General features: G+C 58.7%; 11 protein-coding genes. 10 read left to right on the plus strand and 1 reads right to left on the minus strand.

Annotated features, from left to right (window positions below):
* Positions 1 to 56 precede the first annotated feature (56 nt).
* Positions 57 to 1,808 (minus strand): FAD-binding protein, encoded by a 1,752-nt coding sequence (locus ACMGF5_RS18595; protein WP_414157045.1) that lies wholly within the window; start codon positions 1,806 to 1,808, stop codon positions 57 to 59.
* A 323-nt stretch (positions 1,809 to 2,131) separates the two neighbouring features.
* Between ACMGF5_RS18595 and ACMGF5_RS18600 the strand changes: the two genes are divergently transcribed.
* The 10 genes from ACMGF5_RS18600 to ACMGF5_RS18645 all read left to right on the plus strand — a co-directional run bounded on the left by ACMGF5_RS18600 (position 2,132) and on the right by ACMGF5_RS18645 (position 15,663).
* The gene (locus ACMGF5_RS18600; RefSeq protein ID WP_414157046.1) at positions 2,132 to 3,769 is read left to right on the plus strand and encodes a DUF1302 domain-containing protein; all 1,638 of its coding nucleotides are present in this window, start codon (positions 2,132 to 2,134) and stop codon (positions 3,767 to 3,769) included.
* 78 nt (positions 3,770 to 3,847) lie between these two features.
* Positions 3,848 to 5,197, plus strand: coding sequence for a DUF1329 domain-containing protein (locus ACMGF5_RS18605; protein WP_411561669.1), 1,350 nt, complete (start codon positions 3,848 to 3,850; stop codon positions 5,195 to 5,197).
* A gap of 371 nt (positions 5,198 to 5,568) precedes the next feature.
* Positions 5,569 to 6,588: a YCF48-related protein gene (locus ACMGF5_RS18610; RefSeq protein WP_414157047.1), complete on the plus strand. Its 1,020-nt coding sequence runs from the start codon at positions 5,569 to 5,571 to the stop codon at positions 6,586 to 6,588.
* A gap of 52 nt (positions 6,589 to 6,640) precedes the next feature.
* On the plus strand, positions 6,641 to 9,190 hold the full coding sequence (locus tag ACMGF5_RS18615; RefSeq protein WP_414157048.1) for an efflux RND transporter permease subunit: 2,550 nt from the start codon (positions 6,641 to 6,643) through the stop codon (positions 9,188 to 9,190).
* A 53-nt stretch (positions 9,191 to 9,243) separates the two neighbouring features.
* Positions 9,244 to 10,020, plus strand: coding sequence for an SDR family NAD(P)-dependent oxidoreductase (locus ACMGF5_RS18620; protein WP_414157049.1), 777 nt, complete (start codon positions 9,244 to 9,246; stop codon positions 10,018 to 10,020).
* Between the two features lie 10 nt (positions 10,021 to 10,030).
* Positions 10,031 to 11,269 carry an NADH:flavin oxidoreductase gene (locus tag ACMGF5_RS18625; protein ID WP_414157050.1) on the plus strand — a complete coding sequence of 413 codons (1,239 nt, stop codon included), beginning with the start codon at positions 10,031 to 10,033 and terminating at the stop codon, positions 11,267 to 11,269.
* 61 nt (positions 11,270 to 11,330) lie between these two features.
* Complete coding sequence (locus tag ACMGF5_RS18630; protein ID WP_414157051.1) at positions 11,331 to 12,578, plus strand: helix-turn-helix transcriptional regulator; 1,248 nt, start codon at positions 11,331 to 11,333, stop codon at positions 12,576 to 12,578.
* Between the two features lie 203 nt (positions 12,579 to 12,781).
* Positions 12,782 to 13,633, plus strand: a complete 852-nt coding sequence (locus ACMGF5_RS18635; RefSeq protein WP_414157052.1) for an alpha/beta fold hydrolase — start codon at positions 12,782 to 12,784, stop codon at positions 13,631 to 13,633.
* A 71-nt stretch (positions 13,634 to 13,704) separates the two neighbouring features.
* The gene (locus ACMGF5_RS18640; protein WP_414157053.1) at positions 13,705 to 14,739 is read left to right on the plus strand and encodes a 2Fe-2S iron-sulfur cluster-binding protein; all 1,035 of its coding nucleotides are present in this window, start codon (positions 13,705 to 13,707) and stop codon (positions 14,737 to 14,739) included.
* A 36-nt stretch (positions 14,740 to 14,775) separates the two neighbouring features.
* Entirely contained in the window at positions 14,776 to 15,663 is an 888-nt protein-coding gene (locus ACMGF5_RS18645) for a VOC family protein (protein WP_414157054.1), read from the plus strand.
* The last annotated feature ends 45 nt before the right edge of the window (positions 15,664 to 15,708 follow it).

Below are 15,708 nucleotides of genomic sequence, written 5' to 3' on the forward strand. Positions count from 1 at the left end.
CTTTGCCGCACGCTGTTGAGGCGCGTTGACGAAGGCGGTCGCCCGTGTTCCGGTTATCAAACGTGAGCGGCCGATTCGGTGAGGGTTGCCGCCTCGGGCCCATTGGCCACCTTGATGTGATTGGCCGCCCGGTAACCAAAGGTCAGCGCTGGGCCCAGGGTGCCGCCCGCGCCCGGGTATGAACTGGCAGTCACTGCGCCGGATGCGTTACCTATGGCATACAGGCCCGAGATGGCTTTGCCCGATTGATCAAGCACGCGCGCATCCTGGTCCACCTTGAGCCCACCCTTGGTGCCCAGGTCGCCGAGGTCGACGCGGATCGCGTAGTAGGGCGCCTGACTAAGAGCGCCCAGGCTTGAGTTGGGCAGATGACGCGGGTCGCAGTAAAAGCGATCAAAGCTGTAGTGGCCGCGGTGAAAATCGAGATCGATACCGGTCGCAGCGAATCCGTTGAACCTGCTTACGGTGGATGCAAGGGCGTTGGGCTCGATACCTATCTTGTTGGCCAGCCCTGCGATCGAGTCGGCGCGGTACAGGACGTTGTCCCACCACTCGGGAGGCAGGCTGCTGTCAGGCGCGATCGAGCCAGGCATGATCCGGCCGATGATGTTCTTTTTGCGGTAGCTGGCGTCGAAGATGAACCAGCAGGGCAGGTTGGCGGATGACTCACGATTGTCGCGGATCATCTCGTGACCAAAGTCGTTATAAGACATCGCTTCATTGGCAAAGCGCTTGCCCAGCCGGTTGACGCAAAGGCTGTGGGCATAACTGCGCTCGACGAACAGCGCGCTGCGCATGTCGACGTTGGGCGTGTTGGCGGCAGGGATGCGGACCGTCGGCGCCCACCAGGCTTCATTGAGGAACTCGCTGTCGGCACCAATGCGCTCCCCGGCCAGCAGCGCGTCACCGGTGTTGTTGTGCATCGGCGTGACGCTCCACTGCGTCTTCGTCTGCACGGGCAGGTGAGCGTCTCGCAGAGCCTGACTTTGCTCGAAGCCGCCAGAAGCGACGATGACGGCACTGCTGCTGCGAATAGTGAATTCGTTGCCATTGCGACTGACCACGGCGCCGACCACGGCGCCTTCCTCTACCATGAATCTTTCCAGGCGGGTATTGAGCAGCAGGGGGATTTTGCGCTGGTGCAGGCCGATGCGTAGTCCTGCAATCAGGGCATTGCCCATGGTTACACGACGATCGCGGCGGGTTTTCAGGCGCCAACTGATGTCGCTGCTGTAGTTCCAGATCAACGAAGCAATCTTGCGTTTCCAGCCTTTGGCACGTGCACCCAGTAACTGCGCATCGTAGTAATCCATGGAGATCCGGCCGAACAGCTTCACGCCCATGTCTGCTTCACGCAGGGCGAAGAAATCGTCGCCCAGAATGCCGCCGTCTACTGGCGCCACGAACATGGTGCGGCCGCTGTCAGAGGCGCCTGGCAGGTTTTGGCAGTAGTCCGAGTAGCCGACGACGGGGCTGTAGTTCACGCCGACCTGGTTGCGCATGTACTCAACCATCTCAGGCGCAGAGTCGAGATAGGCACGTAGTTTTTCTTCTGAAACCAGGCCTTTGGTGCATGCCCTGAAGTAAGTCAGCGCGTCCTGGTAATTGTCCTGGTCACGAATTCCGCTGTTGTTGGGGATCCATATACCCCCGCCGGAGAGTGCGGAAGTGCCGCCATAACGGTCGCTTTTTTCGATAACGATCGTGTTCAGGCCCAGGTCGTGAGCGCGGTTGGCGGCCAGCAGCGCACCGGCACCGGAACCGACCACCAGCACGGCGCATTTCTGATCGTGGACATCAGCTTTCATGGCTTCTGATCTCTCTGCTCGGGCAGCGTCCAGTGGACGTGCGTTTTATTGTTATGGAGAGAAATGGGCGGCACGAGGGATGCCGTCGACTTCCATGCGGCATAGGTTCGCCCCGCTAGCATGGAAACAGCATCGGCCGAATGGACTAGGTCTGGGGGGCGAGCAAAGTTGAATGACGCGGCTAGTCCAAATGGGCGATGTCTAGCGCTAAGCGTTGCATCAACACTGGTTGCGACGTCACGGGAAAGGGCTACTTGCCCCGGCCGGTCGCCAAGACAAGCTGAACAAGAACAACACCAGACTTGGACTTGCGGAGCGCAACAATGCAGATCAAACGTAAAGCTGCCACAGGCAGTGCCTTTCTCGCCCCGGTGGTCTTGCTGGGGGCATTCTCGGCGCCTTCCGCCCAAGCGCTGACCGTGGATACCGGTAACCCGGATCTACGGATCAACTGGACCACAGACTTTCGTCTGGGCTTTGGCTGGCGGGCTGAAAATATCAACTCGGCGCTGGGTGATAACCCGACCACCCACCAATCCGACTATTCCGCCCACAGTGGCGAAATGTGGAAGCGCCGGCTCGACGTGCTCACCGAAGTCGACCTGATTTACAAGGAAGACTACGGCCTGCGCGTCAGTGCGACCGGTTGGTATGACAATGCCTATGACGACCATGACCTCAAGGGCAACCCAAACCTGGCCGGCATTTCTTCACGGGCAGACGGCAAATTGTCCAGGCAGGCCCAGCGCTACTACAACGGCCCCTCGGGTGAGTTGCTCGACGCGTTTGTCTTCGGTCGGGTCGAACTGGGAGAGATCCCGGTCACTTTCAAGGCCGGCCAGCACTCGCTGATCTGGGGTGTATCGCAGGTCAATGCGTCGGATTCGGTATCCTGGAGCCAGCAACCGGCCAACTTCCAGAAGGGCGCCGAATCGCCGGGTGCGTCACCCAAAGAACTGGCCATGCCCTTGCCGCAACTGTCATTTCAAAGCCAGTTGAGCGACAGGGTTTCCCTGGCTGGGTATTACCACCTTGATTGGAAACCTAACCGTCAAAGTGAAGGCGGTACATTCCTCGGTGGTCCTGACTTTCTCTATGACGATGACGGTCGTATCTACTCCGGCACCGTGCCAGGCCTTGGTGATCTGTACATCGAACAGGGCGACATCGTCGACCCCAAGCATAAGCAGCGCGGCAACTATGGCCTGCAGCTGAGCCTCACCCCTGAGTGGTATGACGGCAGCATAGGCCTCGTCTACCGACGCATGGACGAGATGCAACCCTGGCCGGTTAACTTTGAGGTCGATCCGACTTCGATAACCGGGCTGCGCTTTCGTCAGGTCTACAACCGTGGGGTAGATCTGTTTGGCGTCTTCACCAACTTCAATTGGCAGGACATCAGTTGGGGGTCCGAGCTCTCGTATCGGCGCGGCACTGCTCTGGACAGCACCGGAGGCCCATTGGCCAATGGCGGCCTGGATGGCGCCACCGGCAATACCTTCCACTTCCTGCTCAACGGGCAGGCGCAGCTTCCGAATTTGCCGCTATACGACACTGGTATTGCGGTCGCGGAATTCTCATACACCTATCTGGATAAAGTGACTCACAACGAAGAGGTGTTCGCCAAGTGCAGTGATGCCCGCGACGGCGCAGGCTGTGGCACCCGTGATGCCAGCAGCCTGTCACTGATATTGATGCCGAGCTGGCTGCAAGTACTGCCCGGGATCGATCTTGACGGCAACTTGACCCTGGCGGGTTATGGCTTGCATGGCAACTCTGCGATCCCGACCGGGCCGGCCGAGCGCGCGTTCGCCTGGAGCGTTGGCGTAACCGCAGACATCGATATGCGCTACAAAATCGGGCTTCTCTACTCCGACGCCTCAGATGTTGATCCCCGAATCGGCGCTATGGGCAGCACCGACCGTGGCCGCGTGACCCTGACATTCCAGACCACTCTGTAACTTTGTGAAGGATTCGGGCCTTAAAGCCGGAAGAACAGCGCGTGTCCTGACTCGTGCAATCCATGAGGAAATAGAACAATGAAAATCAGTCGACAGACTATGACTTTGGGGCTTGGATTGTCCCTTGCCTTTGCGGTTTCTCTCGCCGTTGCCAACGATACAGCGGCGCAACTGGGGGGCGACAAACTGACACCGGTTGGCGCTGAGCGAGCGGGCAGTGCCGACGGCAGTATCCCGGCGTGGGCGCCTGACTGGAAAGGCCCGCAGATGCCAGAAAAAGGGGGTATCTATCCCGATCCGTTTGCCAACGAAAAACCGTTGTTTTCTATTACCGGCAAGAACATGGATCAGTATCAAGGCAAACTGAGCGAGGGCACCAAGGCGTTGTTGCAGCGCTGGCCAGACTACAAGGTCGAAGTCTATCAAAGCCATCGCGTGGTGGATTTTCCTGGTTGGGTCAAAGACGCCACCGCGAAGAATGCCACTCGGGTAAAAAGCACTGAGGACGGCTCCTCACTTGAGGGCGCAATGGGCGGCTATCCCTATCCGATCCCGCAAACAGGCGCCGATGTGCTGTGGAACCACAACCTGCGTTACTACGGGCCTGCGTACCGCTCAAAGTTTGCCGGTTACTTGATCGACTCGTCGGGCAACCTGATCCTCACGCATGACCTGGAAAACTACACCGATTCGCCGTACCACGATAACCCGGAAGAGCCCCAGCGCCACTTTCAGCGACGCCTGAGCGCGTATGTCGGGCCTGCTCGAAATGTCGGTGACAAGACCCTCACCTACATGACCCTCAATTTCAAGAAGGACGGCGACAACAAGCTTTGGAACTATGCCCAGGGCCAGCGTCGTGTGCGCCTCGCGCCTGACTTTGGTTACGATTCACCCATGACCAATGCCGGCGGTGCGTACTTCTTCGATGAGCTGGGTATGTGGGAAGGGCAGCTCGATCGCTTCAACTTCAAGTTGGTCGGCAAGAAAGAGCTCATCGTCCCCTACAATAACTACAAGCTGCTCATGCACAGCACACCGCAAGAGGCCTACGGCAAGCAGTTTGCCAACCCTGACCTCACCCGCTGGGAAACCCATCGGGTCTGGGTTGTCGAGGCCACGCTGAAGCCAGGTCAGCGCCATGCGCAAAGCAAGAAAGTGTTTTATGTCGACGAGGACAGTTGGTCAATCGTGCTCTATGAGGGCTATGACCAAGCCGGCAAGCTTATGCGGTCCGCGCAAGGCATGTTTACCTACGACTGGAATACCAAGTCCGTGCCCAACACGCCGATGGTCATCTACGACCTGGTCAAAGGTCAGTACTGCAGCACGATGCACATGACCGGTGGCAGCGGCTTCGTCAGGGTTGACCGTTGGCCTAACAGCCGACTGACGCCTGAATCGATGGCGGGCAGCGGCATTCGCTGAGCCCCCTGTTTCAGCATGCCAGGCACCGTCTGATCAGACGGTGCCCTCCTTTCATCAAGCTATTCACCGTACCTGGCTGGCAATGGTCTTGGCGCGGTTGTGCGTGTGCCTCAGGAAGTTTCGCCGGCCATTGAGCGAGCTAGTCCAGATGGGTGATGTGGCGGGAAACAATCCTGCCGAGACTGCAAACGAGCCTGATCCCGACTGTACCGGGAGGTCGCTTCGAAGCGGCTTGGGTAAACAACAAAAACAGCGGACTTGATCCTGCGGAGAAGAACATGTGTGTGACGAGGACTGCTCCCGTTAGACCGGCGGTGCCTGCCCCCTGTGGAGGCACACCAGCCTGGATCAGCCTGATCCTGGTTTTACTTATGACCCCATTTTTTGCCAGTGCGGCCAGCTTCGTCGATCCGCTTGATGAAGTGTCGGCGCAGATGCATGACGTCACGAGCAAGCCGCTACGCGACATCGTTGTAGCCGGCGAGCGGTTGGTGGCGGTTGGCGACAACGGCCTGATCATCTATTCCGACGATCACGGACAGATCTGGCTGCAGGCTGCTGTACCGGTGAGTACCGACCTCAACGCAGTGTTCTTTTCCGACCCGTTGAAAGGCTGGGCGGTCGGCCACGGCGCTGCAATTCTGCACAGTACAGACGGTGGTAAAAGCTGGGTTCGCCAGCTCGATGGCAGGACGCTGGAAGCGCTCTTTGTCGATTACTTCGAACACCGTTCCGGTCTGGATACAGAGCGTGCACAAAGCTACCTGTCAGCACTTTTGAGCATGACTCGGCCCGGTCCCGGCCAGTTTTTCATGGGTGTCTGGTTCGACAAGGCCGGTACCAACGGCTACGCCGTCGGGCCCTTTGGGCTGATTCTTGGCAGCCAGGACGGTGGCAAGACGTGGCAGCCAGGCAACACCTCAATAGATAACGATGATTTGTTGCACCTGACTGGCGTTCGGCAAATCGAGGGCGCGCTCTATATCACTGGTGAGAGAGGTCGCGTCTGGCACCTGGATCAGTCCAGCAAGCGTTTTGTCATGGGCGAGGTTGGCTACGACGGCACCCTGTTCGGGATTACCGGTAGTGACAGCACTCTGTTGGCCTACGGCCTGCGCGGCCACGTCTTTCGCAGTATCGATGCAGGCCGCAGCTGGGCATCGGTAAGCAATGACTTTGCTGCGGGTATTACCGCTGGCACTGCCGTCGATGGCAGCGGGCTGGTGTTGGTGAGCCAGGCTGCGCAGGTAGCTATCAGTCGTGACGAGGGCACTACCTTCGAGTTGCTCGATGTGCCGAGACCCACTTTGTATACCGGCGTGGTGTCGATGACCGGAGGGCAACTGGCGATGGTTGGCCTCAATGGCGTGACCACCCTGCAAATCCAGTAATAACGGGTAGCACTGTATTACACCCGCTTATCTGTACCTGAGGAAATACAAGATGGTCAAGGCAACGGATCACAGCGCGACGCCTGTTCTCCAGACGCGTGAACAGTTCGATACACGCTCGGGCGGTTTTATCGAACGAGTCATCTTCAACAACCGCATGTTCTTTGTGCTGTTGTGCGCTGTGCTCACCTTACTGCTCGGGCAAAGGGCAACAATGCTGGAGGTCAATGCCAGCTTTGAACGCATGATGCCGCGTTCGCATGAGTTCGTTCGCAATTACCTGGACAACAAGGCAGATCTCGCCGGGCTGGGGAATTCTGTGCGCGTCATGGTCGAGAACCCGCGGGGCACAATTTATGACGCGGACTATCTGCAGGCACTCCAGGAAATAAACGACAAGATCAACTTGGCCCCTGGGGTCGACCGGGCCTGGATGCGCTCGCTGTGGATGCCTGCAGTGCGCTGGAACGAAATTACCGAAGTCGGGATGGAAGGCGGCCCCGTCATGCCCAACGGCTACGACGGCTCTGCCGAGAAGATCAAAGCGCTGCAAAGCAATGTGCTGCGCGGCAATTTGACCGGTGATCTAGTGTCGTTGGACTCGCGCTCGTCGGTGATTTTGGTACCGCTGATGGACAAGGATCCGGCTACTGGCGCGCCATTTGAGTACCGCCAATTCGCCACGTTTCTGGAAAACGACATCCGCGGCCACTATGAGCAACCCGCGGCCGATGGGCAGCCTCAGGTGCGGGTTCATATCATCGGTTTTGCCAAGCTGGTGGGCGATCTGATATCCGGTCTGACACTGGTCATGGGTTTCTTCGCGATTGCCGCAGCCATTGTCGTCCTGATTATCTTCGTTTACACCCGCTGTCTGCGCAGCACGCTACTTTTATTGGTGGCATCGCTCAGCAGTGTTGCCTGGCTACTCGGTATCATGCAATTGCTGAACTACGACATCGATCCCTACTCAATTCTGGTGCCGTTTCTGATCTTCGCTATCGGCATGTCCCATGGTGCGCAGAAGATGAACGGCATCATGCAGGACATCGGCCGCGGCACCCACAAGTATGTCGCCGCCAGATATACCTTCCGCCGCCTGTTCATCACCGGCTTATCGGCGCTGCTGGCGAACGTATTTGGCTTCGCCATCCTCATGGTCATTGATATTCCGGTCATTCGCGACTTGGCGATCACCACCAGCATCGGCGTGTGCGTACTGATTTTCACCCAGCTGATCATGGTCCCGGTAATGCTGTCGTACATCGGTGTAAGCGGCGCCGCTGCCAGACGCAGCGTGCGCAACGAAAGCGAGCAGCGTGACGTACACGCCGCCGGCCTTGGCAACAGCATTGGCCGCTTGCTGGTCCGCTGTGCCCGACCGGGCTATGCGCATGCGCTGGTGGTCATAGCGGTCCTGGTGGGCGTGGGCGCGCTGTATCTGCGCAGCGATCTGCAGATCGGCGACCTCGATGCGGGCGCGCCAGAGCTCCGCCCAGACTCGCGCTACAACCAGGATCTGGCGTTTTTCAATGAGGGCTTTGGCCGCTCCACGGATCAGTTCGCGGTAATCGTCAAAACTGAACCTGGCGGATGTTCGACTTACGAAACGCTGACTGAAATTGACCGACTGACTCGGATGTTGGAGGCAGTGCCCGGCGTGCAATCGGTTGCCAGCCTGTCGGGCTCGGTGCGGTTCATCAATTCCAGCTACGGGGAAGCGAACCCCAAGTGGATGAGTATTCCTCGCCAGGACGAAGTGGCCGCGCAAGCCTCGCAAATTGCCTCTATCCAATCGCCGGAGTTGACCAATTTCACCTGCACCGTATCGCCCGTGATTGCCTATCTGGCGGACCACCGGGCCGACACCCTGCGTCGCGTAGTAGCGGCCGTTGAAGGCTTTGCTGCAAAGCACGATACCGATGAGCGCAAATTCTTGCTGGCAGCTGGCCCGGCTGGTATTGAAGCGGCCACTAATCAAGTGGTCGAGCGTGCCAGCCTTACCGTGTTGCTGCTGCTCTACGCATCGGTGGTAGTTCTGTGCCTGATGGCGTTCAGAAGCTGGCGCGCGGTTGTGGTTGCGCTGATTCCTCTGGTGATCACTTCTTTACTGTGCGAATCGCTGATGGTCCTGATGGGGATTGGCGTGAAGGTTGCGACGCTTCCGGTTATTGCGCTGGGGGTGGGGGCCGGCGTTGACTACGCGCTGTATCTGTTGAGTGTCCAACTGACGCTGCAGCGACAAGGTGCTTCGTTGGAAGAAGCCTACGCTGGTGCCCTGCGGTTTACCGGCAAGGTTGTCGCGCTGGTGGGCCTGACGTTGGCCACAGGTGTGCTCACCTGGGTGTTTTCACCCATCAAGTTTCAGGCTGACATGGGCATCCTGCTGACCTTCATGTTCCTGTGGAACATGCTGGGGGCGCTCGTCCTTATTCCAGCCTTGTCACACTTCCTTCTACGGGGGGAAACCCGCACCGCCCCTGCAATGCCTGGCGCTAGCGATGCTGCAGCGGCGGCGACAGCCAAGGCCGCTGCAAGCTCGCGTACTTTGGCGCCAGAGTGCGTCAACAACGAACGAACGCTGGCCAAGTCGGGGCGCTGAGTAACGATTACCAACCTGCTTTTACCATTAATGACATCAAGGACTATCGACCCATGAGTCGTGCATCTCGCTTTCAAGGCAAAAATATCATCGTCACCGGCGCTGCTTCCGGTATCGGCAGGGCAGTGGTACTGCGGTTAGTCGAGGAGGGAGCAATGGTGCTGGCGGTCGACCTCAACAGCGAGGGGCTGCAGGGTACCCTGGCAAGTGCCGAAGTTTTAGCAGGCAACGGCGGGCGCGCGACGTCAGCGTGCCTGTCGATCACAGATGAGAGCGCAGTGCGCGAGGCTTTCGGCGCGTTCGTCAAGTCAACCGGACATTTGGATGCTCTGATCAACATGGCTGGCATTCTGGCCTCCGCTCATACGGCGGAAATGTCGTTCGAAACCTTCATGCGCATTGTGCAGATCAACCTGGGCGGCACCTTCCTGTGCTGCCGTGAAGCGCTGCCGTACCTGGTCGAGAGCAAAGGCAACATCGTCAACGCGGCCTCGACTTCAGCATTTTTTGGTCATCCCTACATGGCGGCCTATTCTGCTAGCAAAGGCGGCGTCGCGGCGCTTACCCAGGCGCTGTCGCGTGAATACATGAAGAGCGGCGTGCGCATCAATGCAGTGGCTCCAGGCGGTATCGCTACCCCAATGGTGGCTGCGCAGGCCGATAACTTTCCGGCAGAGGCGGATATGAGCCTGTTCATGCACTTGTCGCGACCCGATCGGCAACTCGGTGAGCCTGAAGATGTTGCGGGCGTGATTGCCATGCTTGCTTGTGATGACGGTGCTTTCGTCAACGGCGCCATCCTGCGGATCGACGGTGGTACTCACGGTTAAGGGGTGACAAATGACCAGCACTCTCACCGCCGACCAGGTCACGCCATTTTCACCGTTGCAAATAGGGCCGATCCTGTTGCGCAATCGCTTTATCCGCGCCGGAGCCAACGAGGGTATGACGCCGGACGGCATGCCGACCCAGGCGCTGGTCAAACACCACCGCGACGTAGCTGCAGGCGGGGTTGGCATGACCACAGTGGCTTATGGCGCAGTATCGCCGGAAGGACGTACCTTCAATCATCAGTTTCACCTGTCACGCGAAGTGTTGCCGCATCTGCGTGTGTTGACCAGGGCTGTGCACGCAGAAGGTACAGCCGCGTGCCTGCAGATTACCCATGGTGGTTCTTTTACAATGTTGAAACCTGCTCGAGGTTTTCCTAGAACAGCTTCGTCGGGGTTCAATGCGTTCGGCTTTCTCCAAGGGATTCTCTGGCAGACGGCTATGACCGAACGCGATATGAACTGCGTTGCCGACGAATTCGCCCAGGCAGCACGACTGGCGCGAGAAGCGGGGTTTGACGCGGTGGAGATTCACATGGGCCACGGTTATCTCCTGAACCAGTTTCTGTCCCCGCTGAGCAATCACAGACGTGATCATTTTGGCGGCGATGCAGAAGGTCGCAGTCGCTTTCCGGCGATGGTGCTGCGGCGGGTCAAGGATGCGGTAGGAGGGCGTATCGCGGTGACCTGCAAGCTCAACCAGACCGACGCTGCAAGCGGTGGCATCGATGCGGAGCAGGCGGCCCTGACCGCCAGAATACTGGAGCGCGACGGTGCTGACCTGCTCACCTTGAGCGGCGGGCACAACATGTACAGCCCATGGGCATTGTTCGGTAGTCCGATGCCGATTGATGAAATGAAGGCGTATGCGCGCGGACTGGCGCGTATTGGCCCCTGGATACTTGGAATACAGCAACCTGAGGGTCTACGCTTTCGTGAACTGTATTTTCTTGAAACGGCACGGACCATTCGCAAAGCAGTGTCGATGCCTCTGGCATTGGTAGGAGGGGTGAAGTCGCGGGCCAGCGCTGAAAGGGTATTGGCAGAAGGGTTTCAGGCCATCGCCCTTGCCCGCGCGCTGATTCACGATCCAGGCTTCGTAAACAAACTCGCCGACGGTCGCCTTCAGCAGTCTGGATGCACCAGTTGCAACCGCTGCGTGATGGGTATTTACGATCCCGATGGCGTGCGCTGTGTATTGAACGCGCCGAATGACCCTGCCTTGAGCCGGCGATTGGCGGCAGGGTGAACGACTGGCTACAACGTAACGAGTGTCAAATACATAACAACAATAAAACGAGGTGGCCGTGATGCATGCGATGAAGATGCGAAGCTCGGTTGTTGCGTCCCAACAAGGAACTGTCTCGGTGGATGACATACTTCCAGCGTTTATCCCAGGCGCGGATAATGTTTTTCACGCCATTACCAAAAAAAAACTTGAAGTTGAACTCGGCATCGTCGATGCCAGCCGCATGATCTTGTCTGTCTACCAAGGGTTGAATGGCAGTGAGCCCTGGCGCGACACCGTCCGCCATCTGGCTGTTTACATGAACTCGGGCAGTGCAGTTGTCGTGATTCGCCCGTCGACGACCATGGATCTCGGTTTTCTCGTATCTGAGCCCCGTAATGCAGAAATCGAGGACGCCTACCGTGCCCACTACTGGACTGAGGATCCGTTCCTTGATCTGCCCATTGGACAGGTCCTGACCATTGATGAACATCTTGGCGCCTATGGCTGGTTGAACAGTGTATTTTATCAGCGCCTTATCGGCGAGGGCGGTATTCGCTACGGCATGGGTGTCAACATCGTCTCCGAGAGTGGCACGGTATGTCGCATCCGGTTATACCGGATGGAAAACGAAACTGCGTTCACTCAGGGTGACAAAGATCGACTGTTTGAGCTGATTCCACACTTCAGCCAGGCGCTTGGCCTGGCAGCGAGGCTGGAGCTGCACGAGACGCAGAGCGAGCTCTATGAGGGCGCCCTCAATCGTCTGCACATCGGCGCCATTGTGCTCGACGAGACCCAGCGCATGCTGCGCTGCAACCAAGTCGCGCAGCAGATGCTGGAAGAAGGCGACGGCCTCAAGCGCGTGGCGGGCCTGATCGAGGCTCACTACCGCAACGAGCGACAAACCCTCAAGGAGTTGATTGGTACAAAAGAAACCTGCACGCAGGTGATGTCGGTAACGCGCCCGTCAGGCAAGCGCAAGCTGGGCTTGGTGGTGCGCCGGATTCCGCTGCGTGAGGAGTCTGAGGGCAAGGGCAGGGCAGCCTGGATCATCTTCATTTGCGACCCTGATGCGCAAACGACCGCACCTAGAGAGATCCTCCGCCAGGTTTTTGATTTCACGCCCTCTGAGGCAACCCTGGCGATGGAACTCGCCAACGGGCTGTCGCTGGACGAAGCCGCAGAGGCACTCAACATTCGCCGAAATACGGCACGTACGCATCTGAGGGCTATTTTTGCCAAGGCGGGTGTGACGCGTCAGGCAGAACTTGTGAGGCTGGTCCTGAGCGGGGTTGTTGGGTTGTCCGGGCTCAGCCCTGCCGACTGATTGACCGTCCGCGCTTGTCTGGCGCATTTAGTGGGCAGCAAACCAGAATACGGCAGGGTCTCCTCCCTGCCGTTTTTTTTCGCCCCTGCGTCGGCCGGGTCTGCTCGGACGTCACTGCTTACAGCTCATCTACTCCAAGCGGACCATGCGCGCGGCCAAACTGCACATCATATTTGAGGCATAACAATACGTGGAGAACGGTTATGTCCTCGCTTTCAAAAAGTATCTCTTCGCCGATTCCCGTGGGGCATTTCATATCGGTACAAGACAACCTGCGCTTGCACTATCACGAGGTCGGCCAAGCCACTGCCGAGCGCCCGACGTTGGTGTTTTTACATGGCAGTGGCCCGGGCGCCAGCGGTTACAGCAACTTCTGCAAGAACTACATGTTCTTCGCCGGCCTTGGCTACCACGTGCTGGTTCCGGACTATCTCGGCTACGGCCTCTCCGACAAGCCTGACAACATCGCGTATACCTCCTCCTTGCACGTGCAGGTCTTGCATGAGTTGCTCGACCAGAAGCAGGTGCGGCGTGCGGTGCTGATCGGTAACTCGCTTGGCGGCGCAGTTGCATTTCAATACGCGCTTGCCTACCCCGAGCAGGTCGACCGGCTGGTCGTGATGGGGCCAGGTGGTGTTGAGGATCCTGCCCTGTGGGCCGCGAACATGAGTGGCCTGGCAGCGATGGGCAAGGTAATCCAGGGGCGCAAGACAGACCGGGAGTCCTTCCGCGAGTTGCTTCACCATATCGTCGCTTCGCCGCAGAGCATTACCGAAGAGGTGATCGACTCGCGTCTGCCTGTGTGGAAAGCACAGCCGCCAGAAGTGTTTTCGACCATGAAAGTCGAAGTTTTTGCCGAGCGTCTGGCTGATCTCAACATGCCGGTCCTGTGCCTGTGGGGGGCCAAGGACAACTTCCTGCCCGTTCGCCACGCGTTGCGCGTGGCTGAGCTGATCAAAGACGTGCGCGTAGTGCTGTCGAGCCGCTCCGGTCACTGGTTCATGCTCGAAGAACCGGACTACTTCAACCGGGAAGTTCAGTGCTTCCTCGGCTGAGCACGGGCGTGCTCGCCGGGGCGGGCACGTGATGGAGCATAGTCTCCGCTGCATTCGCTAAGAGTCAACTTATGTCGAAGTCTTTGTATCACCGGCTACGCGTTGCCGAGCTTGTCGAGGAAACCCACGACAGCATGTCTGTGTTGTTTGCGCCTCCCGATCAGCCACAGGCGTTCACCTACAAGCCGGGCCAGTTCCTCACCCTACGCATTCCTGGGCAAGCGCAGAGTATTGCGCGCTGCTACTCGCTGGCCAGTGCACCGCAGGTCGATGAGGCTTTGAAGGTGACTATCAAGCGTGTCCGCAATGGCCTGGGTTCGAACTGGATCTGCGACAACCTGCGTGCAGGCGATGAGCTGGAAGTGCTGCCTCCTGCCGGAGTGTTTTGCCCGTCATCCCTGGATGTGGACCTGCTGTTGTGCGCAGGCGGGAGCGGCATCACGCCGATCATGTCAATCCTCAAGTCCTGCCTGGCACAGGGTAGCGGCAAGGTCTTTCTGTTCTACGCCAATCGCGATGAGCGCTCGGTGATCTTTCGTGAAGAGCTGCAGCGTTTGGGCGCAGCCTATCCGCACCGGCTCACCGTGATGCACTGGCTGGAGACGGTACAAGGCCTGCCGACGGCCAGCCAGCTCGCCGGCATCTGCCAGGGCTACGCACACGCGCACGGCTTCATCTGCGGCCCAGGCCCGTTCATGGACGCTGCCGAGAGTACCTTGCTGGGTCTTGGCATGGGCCGCAATCGGGTGCACGTCGAGCGCTTCGTTTCCCTCACCAGTGATCCTGGGGTGCTGGCAGAAGCCCCGCCTGAATCGAGCGACAGCTCGCCTCGAGTGGAGTTGGCGGCACAGCTTGATGGCGAGACTCATGTGGTTGGGTGGCATCCCGAAGTGGACTTGCTCGATGCCCTCTTGGCGGCCGGCGTCAGCGCGCCTTTTTCCTGTCGCGAAGGGCGCTGCAGTGCCTGCATGTGCCGGGTCGCGGAGGGGCAGGTGCGCATGCGCAGCAATGAAGTGCTCGATGCACATGATCTGGCCGAAGGCTGGGTGCTGGCCTGTCAGGCGCGGCCTGTCAGCGACAAGGTCGTGATCAGCTTCGATGGCTGATCGCGGCTAATACAAACACGCTCCAGGGAGAAGCTTATGAGTATCAATCAGTTAGCCTACGTGGTGGTCGAATCCACTGACGTCGAGAAATGGCGTATTTTTGGCACGCAGATCATCGGTCTGGCCAGTGAGCCTGCGCCCGACGGTGCTCTGTATTTGAAAGCCGACGCTCGTCGCCATCGGATCCTGGTGGTGCCGGGGGAGCGTGATGGATTGTTTGCCAGCGCTTGGGAGTGCGTTTCTGAGGAGCACCATCGTTCGATGAAGCAGACACTGGTGGAATCCGGTGTAGAAATCATCGAGTCGACGCCGCTGGATCGTGAACTCAGGTGCGTGACGGGCCTGTTCAGTTTTGTCGACCCGTCCGACAACCGACATGAGGTGATCTGGGGGCCGATTTCCGATTTCGCCCCGTTCGTATCACCAGTGGGTGTTGAGCGCTTTGTGACGGGCAGCATGGGCTTGGGTCATGTTGTATTGCCCTCGATGAACTTCGACAAGTCGCTTGAATTCTGGCGCGGCGTTGCCGGCTTTGGTCTTTCGGACATTCTGCACGCTCAGCTCGCACCTGACTTTCGCGCGCGTATTTTCTTCATGCACTGCAATCCACGCCAGCACAGCCTTGCTCTGGCCGAGATGCCCCAGCCCAGCGGCTGCGTGCACATGATGCTGGAGGTTTCCAGCCTGGACGATGTCGGCCGCGCCTTGGATCGTATTGCGCAGCACAACGTCCCGATGGCGTCCTCGTTGGGCCGTCACGTCAACGATGACATGGTCTCCTTCTATGTGTGGACGCCGGGAGGTTTTGCCCTGGAGTTTGGCTGCGGTGGGCTGGTCATGGATTGGGCAAACGACCACTCGGTGTTTGAAACAACGCGCGGCAGCCACTGGGGTCATCATTGGGTCGCGCCGCCTGCTCAGTAAATCCGCAGTCATCTAGTCCTGATGGACGGGGCGGTTTACCACGTC

It is taken from the genome of Pseudomonas sp. BNK-15 (assembly GCF_047456105.1).
GTDB classification, from domain to species: domain Bacteria; phylum Pseudomonadota; class Gammaproteobacteria; order Pseudomonadales; family Pseudomonadaceae; genus Aquipseudomonas; species Aquipseudomonas putida_E.

Coding starts and splice junctions, on each gene's coding strand:
- ACMGF5_RS18595 (WP_414157045.1), bottom strand. CDS start 1,808: ATGAAAGCTGATGTCCACGATCAGAAATGCGCCGTGCTGGTGGTCGGT.
- ACMGF5_RS18640 (WP_414157053.1), top strand. CDS start 13,705: ATGTCGAAGTCTTTGTATCACCGGCTACGCGTTGCCGAGCTTGTCGAG.
- ACMGF5_RS18620 (WP_414157049.1), top strand. CDS start 9,244: ATGAGTCGTGCATCTCGCTTTCAAGGCAAAAATATCATCGTCACCGGC.
- ACMGF5_RS18600 (WP_414157046.1), top strand. CDS start 2,132: ATGCAGATCAAACGTAAAGCTGCCACAGGCAGTGCCTTTCTCGCCCCG.
- ACMGF5_RS18605 (WP_411561669.1), top strand. CDS start 3,848: ATGAAAATCAGTCGACAGACTATGACTTTGGGGCTTGGATTGTCCCTT.
- ACMGF5_RS18635 (WP_414157052.1), top strand. CDS start 12,782: ATGTCCTCGCTTTCAAAAAGTATCTCTTCGCCGATTCCCGTGGGGCAT.
- ACMGF5_RS18615 (WP_414157048.1), top strand. CDS start 6,641: ATGGTCAAGGCAACGGATCACAGCGCGACGCCTGTTCTCCAGACGCGT.
- ACMGF5_RS18630 (WP_414157051.1), top strand. CDS start 11,331: ATGCATGCGATGAAGATGCGAAGCTCGGTTGTTGCGTCCCAACAAGGA.
- ACMGF5_RS18610 (WP_414157047.1), top strand. CDS start 5,569: ATGACCCCATTTTTTGCCAGTGCGGCCAGCTTCGTCGATCCGCTTGAT.
- ACMGF5_RS18645 (WP_414157054.1), top strand. CDS start 14,776: ATGAGTATCAATCAGTTAGCCTACGTGGTGGTCGAATCCACTGACGTC.
- ACMGF5_RS18625 (WP_414157050.1), top strand. CDS start 10,031: ATGACCAGCACTCTCACCGCCGACCAGGTCACGCCATTTTCACCGTTG.